This window comes from Bacillus sp. BS3(2021) (genome assembly GCF_021043345.1).
GTDB classification, from domain to species: domain Bacteria; phylum Bacillota; class Bacilli; order Bacillales; family Bacillaceae; genus Bacillus; species Bacillus paralicheniformis.
In genome coordinates, this window is record NZ_JAJNDM010000001.1 from 12,276 (window position 1) to 31,034 (window position 18,759).

21 protein-coding genes are annotated in these 18,759 nt (G+C 44.6%); 18 read left to right on the top strand and 3 right to left on the bottom strand.

Features of this window, described 5'->3' with window-relative positions:
• The first annotated feature begins 252 nt into the window (after window positions 1-252).
• The 8 genes from mnmE (at window position 253) to LQ247_RS00095 (ending at window position 8,485) form a co-directional block, all read left to right on the top strand.
• On the top strand, window positions 253-1,632 hold the full coding sequence (gene mnmE, locus LQ247_RS00060; RefSeq protein ID WP_020453653.1) for a tRNA uridine-5-carboxymethylaminomethyl(34) synthesis GTPase MnmE: 1,380 nt from the start codon (window positions 253-255) through the stop codon (window positions 1,630-1,632).
• Between the two features lie 16 nt (window positions 1,633-1,648).
• The gene (mnmG, locus tag LQ247_RS00065) at window positions 1,649-3,535 is read left to right on the top strand and encodes a tRNA uridine-5-carboxymethylaminomethyl(34) synthesis enzyme MnmG (RefSeq protein ID WP_020453652.1); all 1,887 of its coding nucleotides are present in this window, start codon (window positions 1,649-1,651) and stop codon (window positions 3,533-3,535) included.
• Window positions 3,536-3,548: 13 nt separating this feature from the next.
• Window positions 3,549-4,268: a 16S rRNA (guanine(527)-N(7))-methyltransferase RsmG gene (rsmG, locus tag LQ247_RS00070; protein ID WP_020453651.1), complete on the top strand. Its 720-nt coding sequence runs from the start codon at window positions 3,549-3,551 to the stop codon at window positions 4,266-4,268.
• A gap of 97 nt (window positions 4,269-4,365) precedes the next feature.
• A complete protein-coding gene (gene noc / locus LQ247_RS00075; RefSeq protein WP_023856799.1) occupies window positions 4,366-5,217 on the top strand; it encodes a nucleoid occlusion protein in 852 nt (283 codons plus the stop codon).
• Between the two features lie 55 nt (window positions 5,218-5,272).
• On the top strand, window positions 5,273-6,130 hold the full coding sequence (locus LQ247_RS00080; RefSeq protein WP_231005396.1) for an RNA polymerase sigma-70 factor: 858 nt from the start codon (window positions 5,273-5,275) through the stop codon (window positions 6,128-6,130).
• A 66-nt stretch (window positions 6,131-6,196) separates the two neighbouring features.
• Window positions 6,197-6,640, top strand: a complete 444-nt coding sequence (locus LQ247_RS00085) for a carboxymuconolactone decarboxylase family protein (protein ID WP_023856800.1) — start codon at window positions 6,197-6,199, stop codon at window positions 6,638-6,640.
• A 242-nt stretch (window positions 6,641-6,882) separates the two neighbouring features.
• Window positions 6,883-7,644: a sporulation initiation inhibitor protein Soj gene (soj, locus tag LQ247_RS00090; RefSeq protein WP_020453647.1), complete on the top strand. Its 762-nt coding sequence runs from the start codon at window positions 6,883-6,885 to the stop codon at window positions 7,642-7,644.
• On the top strand, window positions 7,637-8,485 hold the full coding sequence (locus tag LQ247_RS00095) for a ParB/RepB/Spo0J family partition protein (RefSeq protein ID WP_020453646.1): 849 nt from the start codon (window positions 7,637-7,639) through the stop codon (window positions 8,483-8,485). Before soj ends, LQ247_RS00095 begins: the two co-directional genes overlap by 8 nt.
• A gap of 36 nt (window positions 8,486-8,521) precedes the next feature.
• Here LQ247_RS00095 and yyaC read toward each other — a convergent pair whose 3' ends face one another.
• Window positions 8,522-9,139 (bottom strand): spore protease YyaC, encoded by a 618-nt coding sequence (gene yyaC, locus LQ247_RS00100; protein ID WP_035338136.1) that lies wholly within the window; start codon window positions 9,137-9,139, stop codon window positions 8,522-8,524.
• Window positions 9,140-9,442: 303 nt separating this feature from the next.
• On the opposite strand from yyaC, the gene LQ247_RS00105 reads away from it, so the two are divergent.
• From LQ247_RS00105 to rpsR, 6 genes are all read left to right on the top strand, one after another.
• The gene (locus LQ247_RS00105) at window positions 9,443-10,456 is read left to right on the top strand and encodes a YkvI family membrane protein (protein ID WP_023856802.1); all 1,014 of its coding nucleotides are present in this window, start codon (window positions 9,443-9,445) and stop codon (window positions 10,454-10,456) included.
• Between the two features lie 87 nt (window positions 10,457-10,543).
• Window positions 10,544-10,750, top strand: a complete 207-nt coding sequence (locus LQ247_RS00110; protein ID WP_011201785.1) for a DUF951 domain-containing protein — start codon at window positions 10,544-10,546, stop codon at window positions 10,748-10,750.
• 181 nt (window positions 10,751-10,931) lie between these two features.
• On the top strand, window positions 10,932-12,032 hold the full coding sequence (ychF, locus tag LQ247_RS00115) for a redox-regulated ATPase YchF (RefSeq protein WP_035338134.1): 1,101 nt from the start codon (window positions 10,932-10,934) through the stop codon (window positions 12,030-12,032).
• Window positions 12,033-12,145: 113 nt separating this feature from the next.
• Entirely contained in the window at window positions 12,146-12,433 is a 288-nt protein-coding gene (gene rpsF / locus LQ247_RS00120; RefSeq protein ID WP_020453642.1) for a 30S ribosomal protein S6, read from the top strand.
• A 46-nt stretch (window positions 12,434-12,479) separates the two neighbouring features.
• On the top strand, window positions 12,480-12,992 hold the full coding sequence (ssbA, locus tag LQ247_RS00125; protein ID WP_003178024.1) for a single-stranded DNA-binding protein SsbA: 513 nt from the start codon (window positions 12,480-12,482) through the stop codon (window positions 12,990-12,992).
• A 51-nt stretch (window positions 12,993-13,043) separates the two neighbouring features.
• Window positions 13,044-13,283: a 30S ribosomal protein S18 gene (rpsR, locus tag LQ247_RS00130; protein WP_003178022.1), complete on the top strand. Its 240-nt coding sequence runs from the start codon at window positions 13,044-13,046 to the stop codon at window positions 13,281-13,283.
• A gap of 77 nt (window positions 13,284-13,360) precedes the next feature.
• Here the strand turns inward: rpsR and LQ247_RS00135 are convergent, their stop codons facing one another.
• Window positions 13,361-14,662: an MFS transporter gene (locus LQ247_RS00135; RefSeq protein WP_023856804.1), complete on the bottom strand. Its 1,302-nt coding sequence runs from the start codon at window positions 14,660-14,662 to the stop codon at window positions 13,361-13,363.
• 214 nt (window positions 14,663-14,876) lie between these two features.
• On the opposite strand from LQ247_RS00135, the gene LQ247_RS00140 reads away from it, so the two are divergent.
• Both LQ247_RS00140 and LQ247_RS00145 read left to right on the top strand, forming a co-directional pair.
• On the top strand, window positions 14,877-16,343 hold the full coding sequence (locus LQ247_RS00140) for a SulP family inorganic anion transporter (RefSeq protein WP_020453639.1): 1,467 nt from the start codon (window positions 14,877-14,879) through the stop codon (window positions 16,341-16,343).
• A gap of 17 nt (window positions 16,344-16,360) precedes the next feature.
• Window positions 16,361-16,780 carry a universal stress protein gene (locus tag LQ247_RS00145; protein WP_020453638.1) on the top strand — a complete coding sequence of 140 codons (420 nt, stop codon included), beginning with the start codon at window positions 16,361-16,363 and terminating at the stop codon, window positions 16,778-16,780.
• A 42-nt stretch (window positions 16,781-16,822) separates the two neighbouring features.
• Here the strand turns inward: LQ247_RS00145 and LQ247_RS00150 are convergent, their stop codons facing one another.
• Window positions 16,823-17,299, bottom strand: coding sequence for a spore coat protein (locus LQ247_RS00150; protein WP_035338130.1), 477 nt, complete (start codon window positions 17,297-17,299; stop codon window positions 16,823-16,825).
• A gap of 159 nt (window positions 17,300-17,458) precedes the next feature.
• Here LQ247_RS00150 and LQ247_RS00155 point away from each other — a divergent pair, with 159 nt between their 5' ends.
• Entirely contained in the window at window positions 17,459-17,599 is a 141-nt protein-coding gene (locus tag LQ247_RS00155; protein ID WP_020453636.1) for a hypothetical protein, read from the top strand.
• 216 nt (window positions 17,600-17,815) lie between these two features.
• Entirely contained in the window at window positions 17,816-18,745 is a 930-nt protein-coding gene (locus LQ247_RS00160; RefSeq protein WP_020453635.1) for a YybS family protein, read from the top strand.
• Window positions 18,746-18,759: the final 14 nt, after the last annotated feature.

Here is an 18,759-nt window from a genome sequence, read left to right on the forward strand (position 1 = left end):
TTTAGTTTTTTCGGTGTAAGCTGTTGATGAAAATGAAATTTAATTGTTATTCACATGTGGATAAGTTAAAGTAAGTAATGATGGCTTAGAACGGTTGTGGATAACGGTTCAAGTCACTTCCACTTCAATTGAAACTATGATATCTTTAAATTTTGATTACAATAAAAGTTTTTCATCCATATACGATGTTTGGAAGATGACCCGGACAAATGGGGATAATAGATAGAGGAATGAAAAAGAGAGGTGAAAGCCATGGATACCATCGCTGCGATTTCAACGCCGATGGGAGAAGGGGCGATTGCGATCGTCCGGATGAGCGGCCCTGAGGCTCTTGCGATCGCCGATAAAGTATATAAAGGACCTCGCGGGAAAAGGCTGAGTTCCGTCGATTCACATACGATTAACTACGGTCATATCGTTGATCCTGAAACGGAAAAAGTCGTGGAAGAAGTCATGGTTTCGGTACTGAAAGCGCCGAAAACTTTTACGCGGGAAGATATTGTAGAAATCAACTGCCACGGCGGAATTGTAACCGTCAACCAGGTGCTTCAGCTCGTTTTGAGAGAGGGAGCGCGCCTTGCGGAACCGGGGGAATTTACGAAAAGAGCCTTTTTGAACGGAAGAATCGATCTTTCCCAGGCTGAAGCTGTCATGGATCTCATCAGGGCCAAAACAGACCGCGCTATGAATGTGGCCATGAATCAGATGGAAGGAAGGCTGTCTTCACTGATCAAACGGTTGAGAGCCGAGATTCTTGAAACGTTGGCCCATGTTGAAGTGAATATAGACTATCCGGAATACGATGATGTCGAAGAAATGACCCATAAGATGCTGATTGAAAAGGCGACAAAGGTCAAAAAGGAAATCGAGGCGCTGCTGACGACTTCAGAGCAGGGTAAAATATTAAGAGAAGGCATCTCGACGGTTATCATCGGGCGGCCAAATGTCGGCAAGTCCTCGCTTTTAAACAGTCTCGTCCATGAGACAAAAGCGATTGTAACGGACATTCCGGGTACGACGCGGGATGTCATTGAAGAATATGTGAATGTCAGAGGCGTGCCGCTGCGTCTTGTCGATACAGCCGGGATCCGCGAGACCGAAGACATCGTCGAGCGAATCGGCGTTGAACGTTCAAGACAGGTATTAAAAGAAGCTGACTTGATTTTGCTTGTCCTCAATTACAGTGAGACCCTTTCGGAAGAAGACATCAAGCTCTTTGAAGCAACGAAGGGCATGGACATCATCGTCATCGTCAATAAGACCGATCTTGAGCAAAGACTTGATCTTGATCGCGTTCGGGAATTGGCGGGGAACCAGCCTGTCGTCACGACATCCTTATTGAAAGAGGAAGGGATTGATGAGCTGGAGGAAGCCATTCAATCGCTATTTTTCACAGGAACGATCGAGAGCGGCGACTTGACATATGTCAGCAATACAAGGCACATCTCACTGCTGCATGAGGCGAAGCGCGCCATTACTGACGCATTGGAGGGCATCGAAAACGATGTCCCGATCGATATGGTTCAAATTGATTTAACAAGATGCTGGGAAGTTCTCGGAGAGATCATTGGCGATGCTGTACACGAAAGCCTGATCGACCAGCTCTTCTCTCAATTTTGCTTAGGAAAATAAAGGAGGAACAAAGCATATGGGCTATGAAGCAGGCCAATATGACGTCGTTGTCGTCGGCGCCGGACACGCCGGTGTTGAAGCGGCGCTGGCGTCAGCCAGACAAGGCGCAAAAACGCTTGTCTTAACGATTAACCTTGATATGGTTGCTTTCATGCCATGTAACCCGTCTGTCGGCGGACCTGCAAAAGGAATCGTCGTCCGCGAAATCGATGCGCTCGGCGGGGAAATGGCTAAAAATATCGATAAAACTCATATCCAAATGAGGCTTTTAAATACTGGAAAAGGACCTGCCGTCCGGGCGCTGCGGGCTCAGGCTGACAAATTCCAATATCAGCACGAGATGAAAAAGACACTTGAGAATGAACCGAATTTGACCATGCTGCAAGGAATGGTCGAACGCCTTCTTATTGAAGACGGGGAATGCCGGGGCGTTGTAACCCAAACAGGGGCGGAGTACCGTTCTAAGACTGTGGTTCTGACGACGGGGACATTTTTGAGAGGAAAAATTATTCTTGGCGATCTATCATACTCCAGCGGGCCGAACAATCAGCAGCCGTCCATCAAGCTGTCTGAGCATCTTGATGAGCTCGGCTTTGATCTCGTCCGTTTTAAAACAGGGACGCCGCCGCGGGTCAACAGCCACTCAATTGACTACAGCAAAACGGAAATTCAGCCCGGCGATGAAGTGCCGCGGGCCTTTTCGTATGAGACAGTGGAATATATTACAGATCAGCTTCCGTGCTGGCTCACATATACAAGCCCGGAAACGCATGAAATCATTGACAACAATCTGCATCGCTCACCGATGTATTCCGGTATGATTAAAGGAACGGGGCCAAGATATTGTCCTTCAATTGAAGACAAGGTTGTCCGCTTTAACGACAAACCGAGACACCAGATCTTTCTTGAACCTGAAGGGCGCAACACCCAGGAAGTCTATGTCCAGGGATTGTCGACAAGCCTTCCTGAAGATGTGCAGCGAAAAATGCTTTCAACTATTCCCGGTCTTGAAAATGTGCAAATGATGCGGGCAGGATACGCGATTGAATATGATGCGATCGTACCGACACAGCTGTGGCCGACACTGGAAACGAAAAAAATTCCGGGACTCTTCACAGCCGGACAGATTAACGGAACATCAGGCTATGAAGAAGCGGCCGGACAGGGAATTATGGCCGGCATCAATGCGGGCCGGAAAGCGCTTGGCAAAGAAGAGGTCATTCTCAGCCGTTCTGACGCTTATATCGGCGTATTGATCGACGACCTTGTAACGAAAGGAACAAACGAACCGTACCGCCTGCTGACTTCACGTGCGGAGTACAGGCTCCTTCTGCGTCACGACAATGCAGACTTGCGCCTGACCGAGATCGGCTATCAGATCGGTTTGATTTCTGAAGAACGATATCAAAAGTTCCAAGAGAAAAAAGCGGCCATTGAAGCAGAGAAAAAACGCCTTCATTCTGTTATTATCAAACCGACAAAGGAAAATCAGGAATATATCCGTTCATTGGGCGGCAGTGAGCTCAAAGACGGCATACGCGCGACCGACCTGATGAAGCGGCCTGAAATGAATTATGAAACCGTTACTGCTCTTGCGCCGCCTGAACAAAAAGTCGCCGGCGACGTTGCTGAACAAGTTGAAATTCAAATTAAATATGAAGGATATATTGAAAAGTCCTTGCAGCAGGTCGAAAAACTAAAGAAAATGGAAAACAAAAAGATTCCTGACAGAATCGACTATGACGCGATCAAAGGCATTGCAACGGAAGCGCGCCAAAAATTGAAAGAGGTCAGACCGCTGTCGGTCGCACAGGCCTCACGGATTTCCGGCGTCAATCCTGCTGATATTTCCATTCTACTCGTTTACTTAGAGCAGGGACGGATTGCCAAGGTTGCGGAATAGAAAGGGTGACGGCATGAACATTGAGCAATTTACAGCCGGTTTGGAGGAGAAAGGCATCTCCCTCTCTTCCTTCCAGCTGGAGCAATTTGAGACCTATTACGAATGGCTTGTTGAATGGAACGAAAAAATGAATTTAACCTCGATTACCGAGAAAAAAGAAGTGTATTTAAAACATTTTTACGACTCCATTGCCGCTTCTTTTTATGTTGATTTCAAAAAGATGAACAGTCTCTGTGATGTTGGAGCGGGCGCCGGATTTCCAAGCCTTCCGATAAAAATCTGTTTTCCTCACCTTCACGTCACAATCGTTGACTCGCTGAACAAACGGATTCACTTTTTGAATCAGCTGTCAGATGCTTTGAAGCTGGAAAACACAGCTTTTTACCATGATCGCGCGGAAACATTCGGAAGATCGAAAGACCACAGGGAAAGCTATGACGTCGTGACGGCACGCGCTGTCGCCCGCCTTTCGGTTCTCAGCGAGCTCTGCCTTCCGCTTGTGAAAAAAGACGGTTTATTCGTAGCATTAAAAGCAGCCTCGGCTGATGAAGAAATTGAAACGGGCAAAAAAGCCATCAAAATGCTTGGAGGCAAAATTGAAACCGTACATTCTTTTCAGCTGCCAATTGAAGAAAGCGACAGAAACATCATTGTCATCAAAAAACAATCGCAGACACCGAAGAAATTTCCAAGAAAGCCTGGAACACCTAATAAATCTCCTATAGAAGGTTAAATTATTCGTTTTCTTCAAATTTCGTGATGTCACAGAAGGAAAATTCATGAGAAAATAGAATTATAAAAATGGCAGTGTTTAAAGGTGGTGTAGGTACATGAAGCATTCATTCTCTCGTCTCTTCGGACTTGGCGACAAGGAAGAAGAAGCAGAGATTGCTGAACATGATACGAATAAAGAAGAAATTCAAGAGATTCCAGTAGGCGATATAATTCCTAACCGTTTTCAACCGCGCACCATTTTCTCAGAAGAAAAAATTAAAGAATTAGCTGCAACCATTCATACACACGGCATTATCCAGCCGATTGTCGTCAGAAAAACAGAGCGGGAAGGCCAATATGAACTCATAGCCGGAGAGCGGCGCTGGCGGGCGGTTCAAACGCTCGATTGGGAGAAGGTTCCCGCTATTATTAAGGATTTTTCAGATACGGAGACCGCTTCCGTCGCTCTTATCGAAAACCTTCAGAGGGAAGAATTATCTTCGATTGAAGAAGCGCATGCTTATGCAAGGCTTTTAGAGCTTCACGATTTGACGCAGGAAGCCCTTGCACAAAGGCTTGGAAAGGGCCAGTCAACAATCGCCAATAAGCTCAGACTGTTGAAGCTTCCGGAAGAGGTGCAGGAAGCGATCTTGAAAAAAGAAATTTCAGAGCGCCACGCAAGAGCGCTCATACCGTTGAAACAGCCCGACCTTCAGGTCAAGCTGTTACATGAAGTCATTGAAAAGAATTTAAATGTAAAGCAAACCGAAGACCGTGTCGTCAAAATGCTTGAGCAGGATAAACGCAAGCCGAAACCAAAGAGAAAAGCGTACAGCAGAGACGCAAGAATCGCGATGAATACGATTCGCCAGTCCTTATCAATGGTGGAAGACAGCGGCGTCAAACTGAATACGGAAGAAGAGGAATTTGAAGAATATATTCAGTTTACGATCAAGATACCGAAATAAAAGCTCCCTATAGAGCTTTTATTTTTTTAGGCAAAATATCTATGGGGGAGCATCTATGGAATATTATCGACAATATCATTCATTGCTTTTTTCAATTGCTTACCGTATGCTCGGTTCTTTGCAAGATGCAGAGGACATCGTCCAGGAATTGTTCGCAGACCTTCAGGAAAAAGATATCAGTCAAATTGACCATGTTCAAGCATATTTGACGAAATCTATCACAAACCGCTGCATAAATGAACTGCAGTCTGCCCGCAAGAAGCGAGAGGTATATATCGGGGAATGGCTTCCGGAACCACAGGTGGCACTTTCAGCTCAAAGTCCGGCGGAATACGTTGAAGAAAAAGAAAAGGTTTCCTACGCTTTTCTGGTAGTTATGAGCCGATTAAATCCTGTGGAAAGAGCCATTTTGTTGTTTAGAGAAGTATTTGGATATCACTATAAGGAAATATCGTCCATAATCGGGAAGTCTGAAGCGAACTGCCGTAAAATCCACAGCCGGCTGAAACAGAAGCTAAATGGGGATATTTCGGTATTATCACAGCCGGTCGAAGAACAGCAACTGGCCCGGCTTTTTATCGAATCAGCGAAAACCGGTGACTTTGAGGAGTTTTCCAAAACATTGATTGAAGATGCCGTATTGTATACAGATGGCGGCGGAAAAGTACGCAGCGCGTTGAGACCGATCTATGGAAAGAGCCGCATTTATGCTTTTTTTACGGGAGTTGTTTCAAAGGGAAGCTTTTCCGGTCGCTTTATGCCTGTCGATATCAATGGCCAAAAGGGCGTTTTGATCATGAAAAACAACCGTCCGGCTTACGCTGTTTGCTTTGCTTGGAACCCGGAAGGCGATTCCGTCAAAAATGTGTTTATCGTGTCAAACCCCGATAAACTGAAGAACATTAAAATATAACGTTTTCTGTCACAAACGTCGTTCCTCACTTGTTATATAAGTGAAACACTTAAAGGAGGAATAGACATGGAAACGAGATTTCTAATGGAAAAAGTAAACCCTAAGGGCTACAGAGGAATGCTGGAGCTTGAAAAAGCGCAGGCTTCCTCAAACATTGATCCCATTTTAAAGGAACTGATCAAAATCCGGGCTTCACAGCTGAATGGATGTGCTTTCTGCTTAAATATGCATACGAAAGATGCAAGGCAGAACGGTGAGACGGAACAGCGGATATATGCGCTCAATGCATGGCGGGAAGCGCCTTTTTTCACGGAAAAAGAGCGGGCGGTATTGGCGCTGACTGAAGCCGTTACGCGAATCGGCGAGCACGGGCTGCCGGATGAAGTATACAACGAAGTCAGGACCCATTTTACAGAAGCTGAAACAGCCGAACTGATCATGGCAGCCATCACAATAAATGCCTGGAACAGAATTGCCATCGCTACCCGGAAAATGCCCGCAGCAGATTGATTGAAATCCCCCTAAGACAGGGGGATTTTTTTATATTAATATAATAATAAAACTATCTTTCATTTCACTTGAATATCTCTTCTCTTTTTTCTGAGATAAAAAAATGGTTTCTTTATGTCGAAAAATAGAAAAAACGGATCTCTTTGAAAAAACAAAAATTCAAAAAAAGCAAACGGCCGATTCTTTTTTTGTTAAAATAGAGAAATGAGAGAAACTTGTTCAATGTGAAAGTAGGTGACATTGTGGGGAAAATTATTGCGATCACAAACCAAAAAGGTGGCGTTGGTAAAACGACAACCTCTGTTAACCTGGGAGCTTGTTTAGCTTACATCGGGAAAAGGGTTTTGTTAGTCGACATAGACCCGCAAGGAAACGCAACAAGCGGTATCGGCGTTGAAAAGGCTGATGTTGATCAATGTGTGTACGATATATTAGTAGATGATGCAGATGTAAAAGATGTCATCAAAACAACATCCGTAGAAAACTTGGATGTCATTCCTGCAACGATTCAGCTTGCGGGGGCGGAAATTGAACTCGTTCCGACCATTTCCCGTGAAGTCCGGCTGAAAAGGGCTTTGGAATCTGTTAAACAAAACTATGATTTCATGATTATTGACTGCCCGCCGTCATTAGGGCTGCTTACAATCAATGCGCTTACGGCGTCCGATTCCGTCGTGATTCCGGTCCAGTGCGAATATTATGCGCTGGAAGGGCTGAGCCAGCTGCTCAACTCTGTCCGGCTCGTACAAAAACATTTAAATACGGATCTGATGATAGACGGTGTATTGCTGACAATGCTTGATGCAAGAACGAATTTAGGCATACAGGTCATCGAAGAAGTGAAAAAGTACTTCCGCGATAAAGTATACCAAACCGTTATCCCACGGAATGTCCGGCTCAGTGAAGCGCCGAGCCATGGAAAGCCGATCATTTTATATGATCCGCGTTCCAGAGGAGCGGAAGTCTATTTAGAATTAGCAAAGGAAGTGGCTGCGAATGCCTAAAGGTCTCGGAAAAGGGATTAATGCATTGTTTTCAAATGTTGATTTATCCGAAGAAACGGTTGAGGAAATTAAGCTGCAAGACTTGCGGCCCAACCCTTATCAGCCAAGAAAAACGTTTGATGACCAATCGTTAAAAGATTTGAAGGAGTCCATTTTGCAACACGGTGTTTTGCAGCCCATCATCGTCAGAAAGTCAATTAAAGGCTATGATATTGTAGCCGGAGAACGCCGCTACCGGGCTGCTGAAAAAGCCGGATTGGAAACCATTCCTGCGATTGTGCGCGAGCTGTCGGAATCCCTGATGATGGAGATTGCCCTATTGGAAAATCTTCAACGAGAAGACCTGTCTCCGCTTGAAGAAGCAAAAGCCTATGAATCTTTGCTCAAACATCTCGATATGACCCAGGAACAGCTGGCAAAAAGGCTTGGAAAAAGCAGGCCTCACATCGCCAACCACTTACGGCTGCTGACACTACCTGAAGACGTTCAAAAGTTAATCGACAACGGCACGTTATCGATGGGCCATGGCCGAACATTGCTTGGATTGAAAAACAAGAAAAAGCTTGAGCCGCTTGTTCAAAAGGTCGTGTCCGAACAGCTGAACGTTCGCCAGCTTGAAAAGTTAATTCAACAGTTGAATGCTGATGTTCCACGTGAAACAAAGAAGCCGAAACAAGTAAAAGATGCAGTAATCAAAGAACGAGAGTCGTACTTGCGAAACTATTTTGGAACACCGGTGACCATTAAAAAGCAAAAGAAAAAAGGCAGAATCGAAATCGAATTTTACTCAAATGAAGACTTGGAGCGTATTCTCGAATTGTTGGCCCAAGAAGACGCATAAGCTTAAAAACCATCTGATCATGTACAGATGGTTTTTTTATGACATCCTTCCGGTCATTTTTTGAATTGGTGACACATGGCGTCGCTGCCACCCGGCTTTCTCCAGATGCGACAACCCGTCAGCAAGCACATTTGCCATGCTCATGACAAGGTTGAGCCTTGTATTTTGCAGGACAAAATACTCCATAAAGCCGCTGACATTGACAATTCCGTTAATATGCACGTGGCCGACTTCAGGCAAGCTTTTCTGAACGCCTGCTCCCGGCTTCAAAGGTCCTTTGCCGATTTGAAAAGATCCCACGCTTTTGGTTCGTCCAAGACAGGCATCGATCGCGATTATAAATGGATTTTGATGCTGCTGATGAATATGATCAATCTTTTCATTTAAGTTTACGGCGTGAACCGGGTCGGCAAGTGTTCCATAGACATGAAAACGTGACAGCTGTTTTGCGGAGAGTTTCATTCCTACGAGGGGACCGAGCGAATCTCCGGTGGAGCGGTCTGTACCGATGCAAACGATCACGATGGGCCGGTCTTCGGCTTCCTTTAAATAGACGGAAAGAACTTTCTCTATTTGTTTCACAGCTAGCGGATCCGAATGAGAAATATATTCATTTATTGGTTCTTGAGAAAAAATTCCGCCTTTTCGATTCATAGGCTTCACATCCTTGTCATCATGGTAACAGCAGTGCCTTGGTGTATTTTTCGAGTATGAATGGTTGTTTACAGTATATCCAGCTGTCTCTTTTTTTATGCTTTGGATGAAACGATTTGGTCAGCCGAAAAAAATACTTTACTAAAAGAAGATATGATAATTTACTTTATTATATTGATATAATTTATTCATTTGAATGAGAAAAGTCGAAAGGAGTTTCATGAATTTTTATAGAGGACCGGCAATATAGTGTCATGAGCGGAGAAACAAGCTTAAAAACTATATTGCTGGGGTGAGCAAATCGTGTGGAGAGCCGGGATGAAGTGGATGCTTCTTATTTTAGGAAGCTTAATAGGTGCGGGATATGCGTCCGGCCAGGAAATATGGCAGTTTTTTGGTGATGAAAGCGGACTGGCTATCCTGTTGTTTACGATCATGTTCAGCCTGTCAACCTATATTGTGATGAAGATCAGCTACGAACAAAAATCAGAGCATTTTCTGCCTGTGCTCGAAACATTAATCGGTCCGCTGCTGGCTAAAGTATACGATGTGTTGATTATCCTGTATTTGTTTACGACGACGATTGTGATGATTGCAGGAGGCGGGGTAACGCTGCAAATCTTCCATATCCCGTTTTGGACGGGCGTCATCTTATTTTGTTTATGCACAGGGTTGTTGTTTTTCTGGGGGCTTAATGGCATATTGTCCGTTAACAGCTACTTAATCCCGATTTTGGTGGCTGGGCTGTTGTATGCGCTGATTTCTTTTCAAACCGCTCATCATCAGCCGTGGCTGCTCAATTTGACTCATCAATACAACTGGCCTGCCGGGATCGCATTCACTTCGCTGAACATATTATCTGTTGTCGCTGTATTGTCTGCGGTCGGCAAAGAGATGAAGGGAGTCGGAGAAGCGAAGATTGCCAGCATATTAAGCGGCCTGGTGTTTGGCGCTATTTCATACATGTACAATGAGACCCTTGTAGAGCTTGCCGGTGAACTGGCCCATTATGAAATTCCTTTATTCGCGGTTTTGGAGGGCGCGCCTTTTCCGATTTTTATTTTTATGACGGCTGTTCTTTGCGTCGCGATCTACACAACGACGATCTCAAGCATTCTCGGGCTGTCCAGCCGCTTTCTGTCACTTGTGAACTGGCCGAGATGGGTAATCGTCCTCCTGCTCCTGTCGATCATGGTGCCTTTTACATCAATCGGCTTTTCAAATTTAATCGCTTTTTTATATCCAATTTACGGGTTATTAAATTTGTATTTATTGGTAAATATTTTACTTTATCCAATTTTAAGTAAATGGAAATAAATATATTTATGGTTATGAAGAATTGCTCTTTCGCTGTGGTTTTTTGTACAATAAGATCACAACAAGGAAGCAAAGAGGTGAAAGATGTTGGCCGATAAAGAATTTGGCCTGAATGACGTGGTCGAAATGAAAAAGCCGCATCCTTGCGGGACGAACCGCTGGAAGATCATTCGGATGGGAATGGATATCCGGATTAAGTGCGAAGGCTGTTCACACAGTGTCATGATCCCGCGTAAAGAGTTTCAAAGAAAGCTGAAAAAGATATTAGTTAAGCATGAGGAGTCCGAATCTTAATCTTAGCGGACCCCCCTCATGCTTTTTTTTTCGATCTCAACGAAAAATGAATTTTCACCTAGTTTGTATGAGTGAAAAGCAAGTTTTGTCAGCTTGTCTTTTACTGTAATCATCCTTATAATTGTTGCAGGTTTAACATTTACGACTACACATGGATGTTCATTATAGAGGAGATGAAACAATGGCTTTAACAGCTGGGATTGTTGGTTTGCCTAACGTTGGGAAATCAACTTTATTTAATGCAATTACTCAGGCCGGGGCAGAATCGGCCAACTACCCGTTTTGTACGATTGATCCAAACGTCGGAATCGTAGAGGTTCCTGATGAGCGTCTGCAAAAGCTGACAGAACTCGTCAATCCGAAGAAGACGGTCCCTACCGCATTTGAATTCACCGATATCGCCGGCATTGTAAAAGGAGCATCAAAAGGAGAAGGGCTCGGAAACAAGTTCCTGTCCCACATCCGCCAAGTGGACGCAATCTGCCATGTTGTCCGCTGTTTTGCCGACGACAATATCACGCACGTGTCCGGGAAAGTAGACCCGATTTCGGATATCGAGACGATCAACCTTGAGCTGATACTGGCTGACCTTGAAACCGTTGAGAAGCGGATCGGCCGGGTCGGAAAGATGGCCAAGCAAAAAGACAAAGAAGCCGTGTTTGAATTTGAGATTTTGACAAAGTTAAAAGAGGCATTTGAACAGGAAAAGCCGGCCCGTTCTGTCGAGTTCTCGGAAGAGCAGCAAAAGGTGTTGAAGCAGCTTCATCTGCTGACGACAAAACCTGTCTTATATGTAGCGAATGTCAGCGAGGATGAAGTGGCTGATCCTTCAGGAAACGAGTACGTCCAGAAGGTCCGGGAATTTGCTGCTGCTGAAAACGCGGAAGTCATCGTCGTCTGCGCCAAAATTGAGTCCGAAATCGCAGAGCTTGAAGGCGAAGAGAAGGCGATGTTCCTTGAAGAACTCGGCATCGAAGAATCCGGTCTGGATCAGCTGATTAAAGCGTCTTACTCCCTCCTTGGACTAGCCACTTATTTTACAGCGGGAGAACAGGAAGTCAGAGCCTGGACATTTAAAAAAGGAATGAAAGCCCCTGAATGTGCGGGCATCATCCATACAGACTTTGAACGCGGATTTATCCGTGCGGAAACGGTCGCTTACGACGATCTGCTGGAGGCGAAAAGCATGGCCTCAGCAAAAGAGGCCGGAAAAGTCCGCCTTGAAGGGAAAGAATACATTGTGAAAGACGGCGATGTCATTCATTTCCGTTTTAATGTATAACGCGGTTGAAATAGGACAAGAGCTTTGATATAATATAAAATTGTGAGTAATAGGATTATTGCTCCTTGCCCAATATAATGGGCCGCTTAGTCCAAAAGGAGGTGCAAATACAAATGAGAAAGTACGAAATCATGTACATCATCCGCCCAGACGTTGATGAAGAGTCTAAAAAGGCTGTTGTTGAGCGTTTTAACAACATTTTAACAACTAACGGTGCGGAGGTCACTGAAACAAAAGATTGGGGAAAACGCCGTCTTGCGTACGAAATCAACGATTTCCGCGACGGATTCTACCAAATCTTAAACGTTCAAGCTGGAGCTGAAGCAGTTCAAGAATTTGACCGTTTAGCTAAAATCAGTGATGACATCATTCGCCACATCGTGGTTAAAGAAGAAGAATAAACAGAATTGAATTATATATTCTAAAGCAAAAGGATGGTCTCTCAATATGCTTAACCGAGTTGTTTTAGTCGGCAGACTGACAAAGGACCCAGAGCTTCGTTATACTCCAAGCGGTGCAGCTGTTGCCACCTTTACGCTTGCTGTCAATCGTACGTTTACGAATCAGCAGGGTGAACGTGAAGCTGATTTCATCAACTGTGTTGTCTGGAGAAGACAAGCCGAAAACGTTGCGAATTTCCTTAAAAAGGGAAGTCTTGCGGGTGTAGATGGACGTTTGCAAACGCGCAGCTATGAAAATCAGCAAGGACAGCGTGTATACGTTACGGAAGTTCAAGCTGAAAGTGTTCAATTTCTGGAGCCTAAAGGCGGCGGTTCTGGTTCAGGCGGTTACAGCGGAGGCCAGGGAGGCCAACACTTTGGCGGCGGACAGAATGAACCGGCTCCATTCGGCGGCAGTCAAAACAATCAGAATCGCAATCAAGGCAACAGCTTCAATGACGATCCATTCGCAAACGATGGAAAGCCGATTGACATCTCTGATGACGACTTGCCATTTTAATGGATGACGGACGAATAAAACAAAACCAGAATAGAAAGGAGGGAAATAACGATGGCAGGAGGACGCAGAGGCGGTCGTGCGAAACGCCGTAAAGTGTGTTATTTCACTTCTAACGGCATTACGCACATCGACTACAAAGATGTAGATCTTCTTAGAAAATTTATCTCTGAGCGCGGTAAAATCTTACCACGCCGTGTAACAGGAACAAGCGCGAAATACCAACGTAAATTGACTGTTGCAATCAAACGCGCTCGTCAAATGGCTTTACTTCCATACGTAGCAGGCGAGTAAGCCGATAAAAGGAACAAGACCCAATACGGTCTTGTTCTTTTTTTATTCATCAAAAACCGGGTCGTTTCCTGCAGCATTCAGGTTTCCTGCTTGTCAATCTGTATCCGTTTGATGTCGCCGAGGACTGCAAGGTAGAACACGAGTCCAAGCAGTAAAACAAACCCGGCTACTAGAAAGCTGAGCGTAAATGAACCGGTCACATCGACCAGATAACCCGTTAAAGAAACCGCGATAATCCCTCCGAATAAGTTATTTGCCAAATTGACCATTGAGCTAAGCAGAGAGATGGAACCAGCCGGTGCAATATCAGCTGATATCGACCAGCCAACGGGCGCAGTCGCAGATATTCCGGCTAAGCCGACGGAAATGCAGATGATCGCGATCGTGATGTTGTGCGTGAAGACAGCTCCCAAAAAGGCAAATCCAAGGCTCATGCCGATTGCGATGATGGTCTGGTATACTTTTGTATTCGAATGCCCCTTTTGAATTAAAAAATCGACGAGCCATCCGCCCACAACGATTCCGGAAATCGTCGATATCAGCCAGGGAACCGCAGTAAACAGCCCCGATGACATAATATCCATTCCGTATGTTTCTTTAAAGAAAGTCGGGAGCCAGGTTAAGAGCAGGTTGAATGTATAGCCATAACCCGTGAATCCGATCATCAGCCCCCATGCTTTGCGGTTTGCAAGCATTGCTTTTAAAGCAATGAGCGTCCGTTCCGAGATGTCTTCCTCTGATACGGCATTATGCTTTTGAATGTAATGGAGCTCCTCTTTTGAGATTCGTTTGTGCCGATCGGGTTGTTCATAGTACATCCAGAAAAATACGGTAAATAGTACATTGATGATTCCAATCGTTAAAAAAGCGGCTCGCCAGTCAAATGTCGTGACTAAAAAGGCAACGAGAGGCGCACCGATGACATTTGCGAACTTGGCCGCTGAGTCGAACAGGGAATTGGCAAGACCGCGCTCATTTTGCGGAAACCATAAGGCCGTGGCTTTGGAAGCGGCAGGAAATGCTGAAGCACTCGTCAGCCCGATTAAAAATCTGACAATATAAAGAAGCAATTTCCCCTGTAAAAAAGCCAATATAATGGTTAGAAAACTCCATACGGTCATTCCGACCCTTGTTACCCAGGCAACGCCGTACTTGTCCAAGAGACTCCCGACCGGAATCTGCATCAGCGTGTATGAATAGGTATAGATGGAAAAGACAATGCCTAATTGGGTTGCCGTCAATTGAAAGGAATCCTGTATCGCAGGAGCCGCGACTGAAATAGCAACACGGTCAAAGTAATTTAAAATGATCATGCTGCTTAATAAAGAAGAAATATACCATCTTGTATGCCCCGGTCGTTTTTCCAGCTCTTGCGCCATATTGAAACCTCCTCTAATGATTAGATTGGACTCTTTTCAAAATTACATTCTTAATTTCTTCGTGTTCATTTCCACGGGATTGCGGGGAGTAAACGGCCGCGGAAAAAAAACCATATAGACATTTTGATACAGGTCTGCTAAAGTGAAACATGTTAAAAACAGATGGCTTCTATGAGAGTTAGAAGCAAATGATTACGAACGAGGTGTTGAATCTTTGAATGTTAAACAATTAAATAGCGAATGGTTTTCTAATGTACGGGGGGATATCCTTTCGGGTATCGTCGTAGCGCTTGCTCTCATTCCTGAAGCCATAGCGTTTTCCATCATTGCGGGTGTAGACCCGATGGTCGGTTTGTACGCATCTTTTTGTATTGCTGTTGTCATTTCCTTTACGGGCGGCCGTCCGGCGATGATATCAGCCGCGACCGGGGCGATGGCTCTTTTGATGGGATCTTTGGTCAGGGATCACGGGCTTGATTATTTATTTGCTGCTACGATTTTAACGGGAATCATCCAATTGATATTTGGGGTGCTGAAGATTGCGCGCTTTATGAAATTTATTCCGCGGTCGGTTATGGTAGGTTTCGTAAATGCGCTCGCCATTTTAATCTTTATGGCGCAGGTTCCTCATTTTGTTGGAGTTTCGAATATGACGTATGTTGTGGTCGGGATTACGTTGTTGATTATCTATGTTCTTCCCCGCTTTACAAAAGCCGTTCCATCTGCACTTGTTGCTATTATTGCGATGACTGCATTTGCTATTTTTGGCCATTTTGATTTGCGCACTGTCGGTGATTTGGGAGAAATAAAGCAATCATTGCCTGCTTTTATGATCCCCAATATTCCTTTCAATTTTGAGACGTTGGCCATTATTTTTCCAACAGCCTTTGCGCTTTCCATCGTCGGCTTGCTTGAGTCATTATTAACCTCTTCTATTGTTGATGATATGACGGATACGGAAAGCGATAAAAACAAGGAAAGCCGCGGACAGGGCATCGCCAACATTGTCGCCGGGTTTTTCGGAGGCATGGCGGGATGCGCGATGATCGGCCAGTCTGTGATCAATGTGAAATCAGGAGGAAGAGGCCGCTTGTCCACTTTGGTTGCCGGCGTTTTCTTAATGTTTTTGATCATGGTGCTGGGCGACTGGGTCGTACAGATTCCGATGGCGGCCTTAGCCGGTGTGATGATTATGGTATCGATCGGTACGTTTGACTGGTCTTCGTTCAGCATGTTAAGAAAGGTGCCGCTAACGGATTCCATTGTCATGCTTGTGACCGTTATTACCGTTGTGGCGACCCACGATTTATCAAAAGGGGTTTTCGCCGGTGTTATTTTGAGCGCGATCTTCTTCGTGGCGAAAATTTCTAAATTGAAGATTGAAGAAACGTCAGAAGAACATGCGATCAAGTACATCATCAAAGGACAAGTTTTCTTTGCATCTGTTCAAGATTTCGTAAAGTCTTTTAAAACGGATGAGCAAACGAAAAAGGTTATTCTTGATTTTTCAGAGGCCCATATATGGGATGATTCCGCTGTGGCGGCTATCGATAAAGTCGTTTTGAAAATGAAAGATCAGGGAATAGACGTTGACTTAATTGGTTTAAATGAGTCCAGCTGGAAGCTGGTCGAAAAACTGGCAACTTATGATCAGCCTCATCGTTCAGTGTCAAATCACTAAGAAACGGGTGATGAAGGGTGTATAGAAATATATTGCTGGCTGCTGACGGCTCAAAGCATTCTGAAAGAGCGGCCGATCATGCGATTCATTTGGCTTCCATGTCAAAGCAGGCGGTCGTTGACGTTATTTATGTATTGGATTATGCGAAAGCAAAACATGAAGTTCTGCATAGCGAAAACCGTGCAGAACTCGAACGTGAACGGCGCAGCAGGCTGCTGTCGATAGAAAATAAATTAAAACAATCGGCCGTTCCCTATCAAATGACGATGCAGCACGGGGAGCCGGGCCCGACGATAGTATCGTACGCCAACCATCATGATGTTGATATCGTGATTATCGGAAGCAGGGGGCTGAACACTTTGCAGGAAATGGTGCTGGGAAGTGTCAGCCATAAAGTGGCGAAAAGAGTGAAGTGTCCGGTTTTAATTGTAAAATAGCCTAAAACAGAGCCAGTAAGGATCCTATCCTTGCTGGCTTTTTTATCTCATCGATATCGCTTTTTGCGCGTGCATGGCGTCGCCTTTTAGCAGGTCAACGAGATTATAGGCGGGATATAAGCCTTTTTGGTACATAAAATAAAAAATTTGCTCATGCAATTTAATAGCCGCATTGATTTGTTTAACAAACACTCTCCTGAGTTCAGGCGTCGCCGTTTCCGTGATCGCAATCGCATAGTTTCGAACGGTCGTTTTCGCCAATACCAACAGATCACCCGCATCAAAATACAGGTCGGCCCGTTCTTCCTCCCGATGAAATGCCGGGGTTTTTGGCAAAAAGGGAAGAAGCTCCCTTAAATTTTGCTCCAATGCCTTCGCTGAAACACTGTAAAGCTGTCTTAACTGAGGATCGCTGATTTTTTTTATGCTTTTTTTGATCTTGACCAATCCGACAGACTGGGCCGCGATCAGTTCATGCAACTCCATCGTTTCATGCCAAGCCAATGTTTTTGTTGTCATGCAGATTCTCCTTTATTGCTTTTTCTTAGTCAGCATATGCCCATTGCCGTCAAAAGGTTAATAGAAGAATCGGAGGGACGTTTTAGACCGTTTTGGAAAGGGGAAATCAAATAATACGGGATTTTTGCATCTAAGTGACAACAATGAGAGGTGATCAATGTGTTGGATGTGTTGAAGGACTTTTTTCTATTCTTGAGTGGCGGGCTTCGCGTGACGCTTCTGATCGCAATTTTGATTATATTGTTGTTGATCAGAAAAGCGAGAAAGAAAAATAAAGAGAAGTCGGGGTTTCTCGACTGACAGTGTTTCACATGGAACATTTACTCGTTTTCTCAAGCCTTATGATCGTTTTACTTGCGATTTGACCTTATGTTAGAATAAAGAAACAATGAGAGAAGGCCGAGACCTGCTCATCTTATCGTCTTTATTTGAAAATGAAATTTTCGGCGTTAGAAAAGAGCAGTCGTCTATGCTGCTCTTTTTGATTCATGACATTTAAACATACGAGGTGAACAAGTGAAACAAACAAGAGCTTTAGTAGAAGGCGCTATCATGGTCAGTATTTTTGCCGTTTTGCTGATGATCAGCCTCTATATGCCTTTTATCGGAACCATTCTTTTATTGACGCTGCCGCTGCCTGCCATGGTTCAAACAATCAGGCACGGTCCAAAGCCCGGGATTTCGGTAGGGTTGGTCAGTTTACCCGTTTCGTTGATTGCCGGTTCCTTAGGCGGGCTGATGTTTGCTATTCCAGTAAGTGCTGCGGGTGTGATCATGGGCTTTTTCTACAGAAGAAAAGAGCCAGCCCAAGCGATTGCTGCATCAGCTGTTACATACATGATTTCGATCGTGCTGCTGCTTTTCATCAGCATTCAGTTTCTCGGGTTAAACTTAATAGAGACGGCCAATCAAGCATATAATGAAACAATCAAAACCTTTGAATCAAGTATCAAACAGTTTGGAAATGATAAAGAAGCGGCTAAACAGATCGAATTGCTGAATGAACAATTCAAACAGGCGCAATATTTATATCCGACAGCCATTGTGATATTTTCCGGAATCACCGCGTTTTTGAATCACCTGCTCGCCAAGCCGGTGCTTCGGCGCATCATCCAAATACCGTCTTTGAAACCGTTCAGGGATATGAGGCTTCCGCAAAGCATGATTTGGATCTATTTATTGACGATTCTTCTGTCGCTGGCTCCCGTTGAAGAGGGCAGCATATATTACTCCATTCTGCTAAATGCGAGTCTCATCATGGGCTTTGTCTTGATCATTCAAGGGTTTTCATTTGTGTTTTACTTTTGCCATGCCAAGAAACTGCCAACTGTCCTGCCGGTTCTTTTTTTAATTATCGGGTTGTTTTCGCCCCTGATGTACCTTGTTCGCATCTTAGGTATAATTGACATAGGCTTTAACTTGAGAGAAAGAGTAAAAAAATCGTAGCCACGATGTTCTCC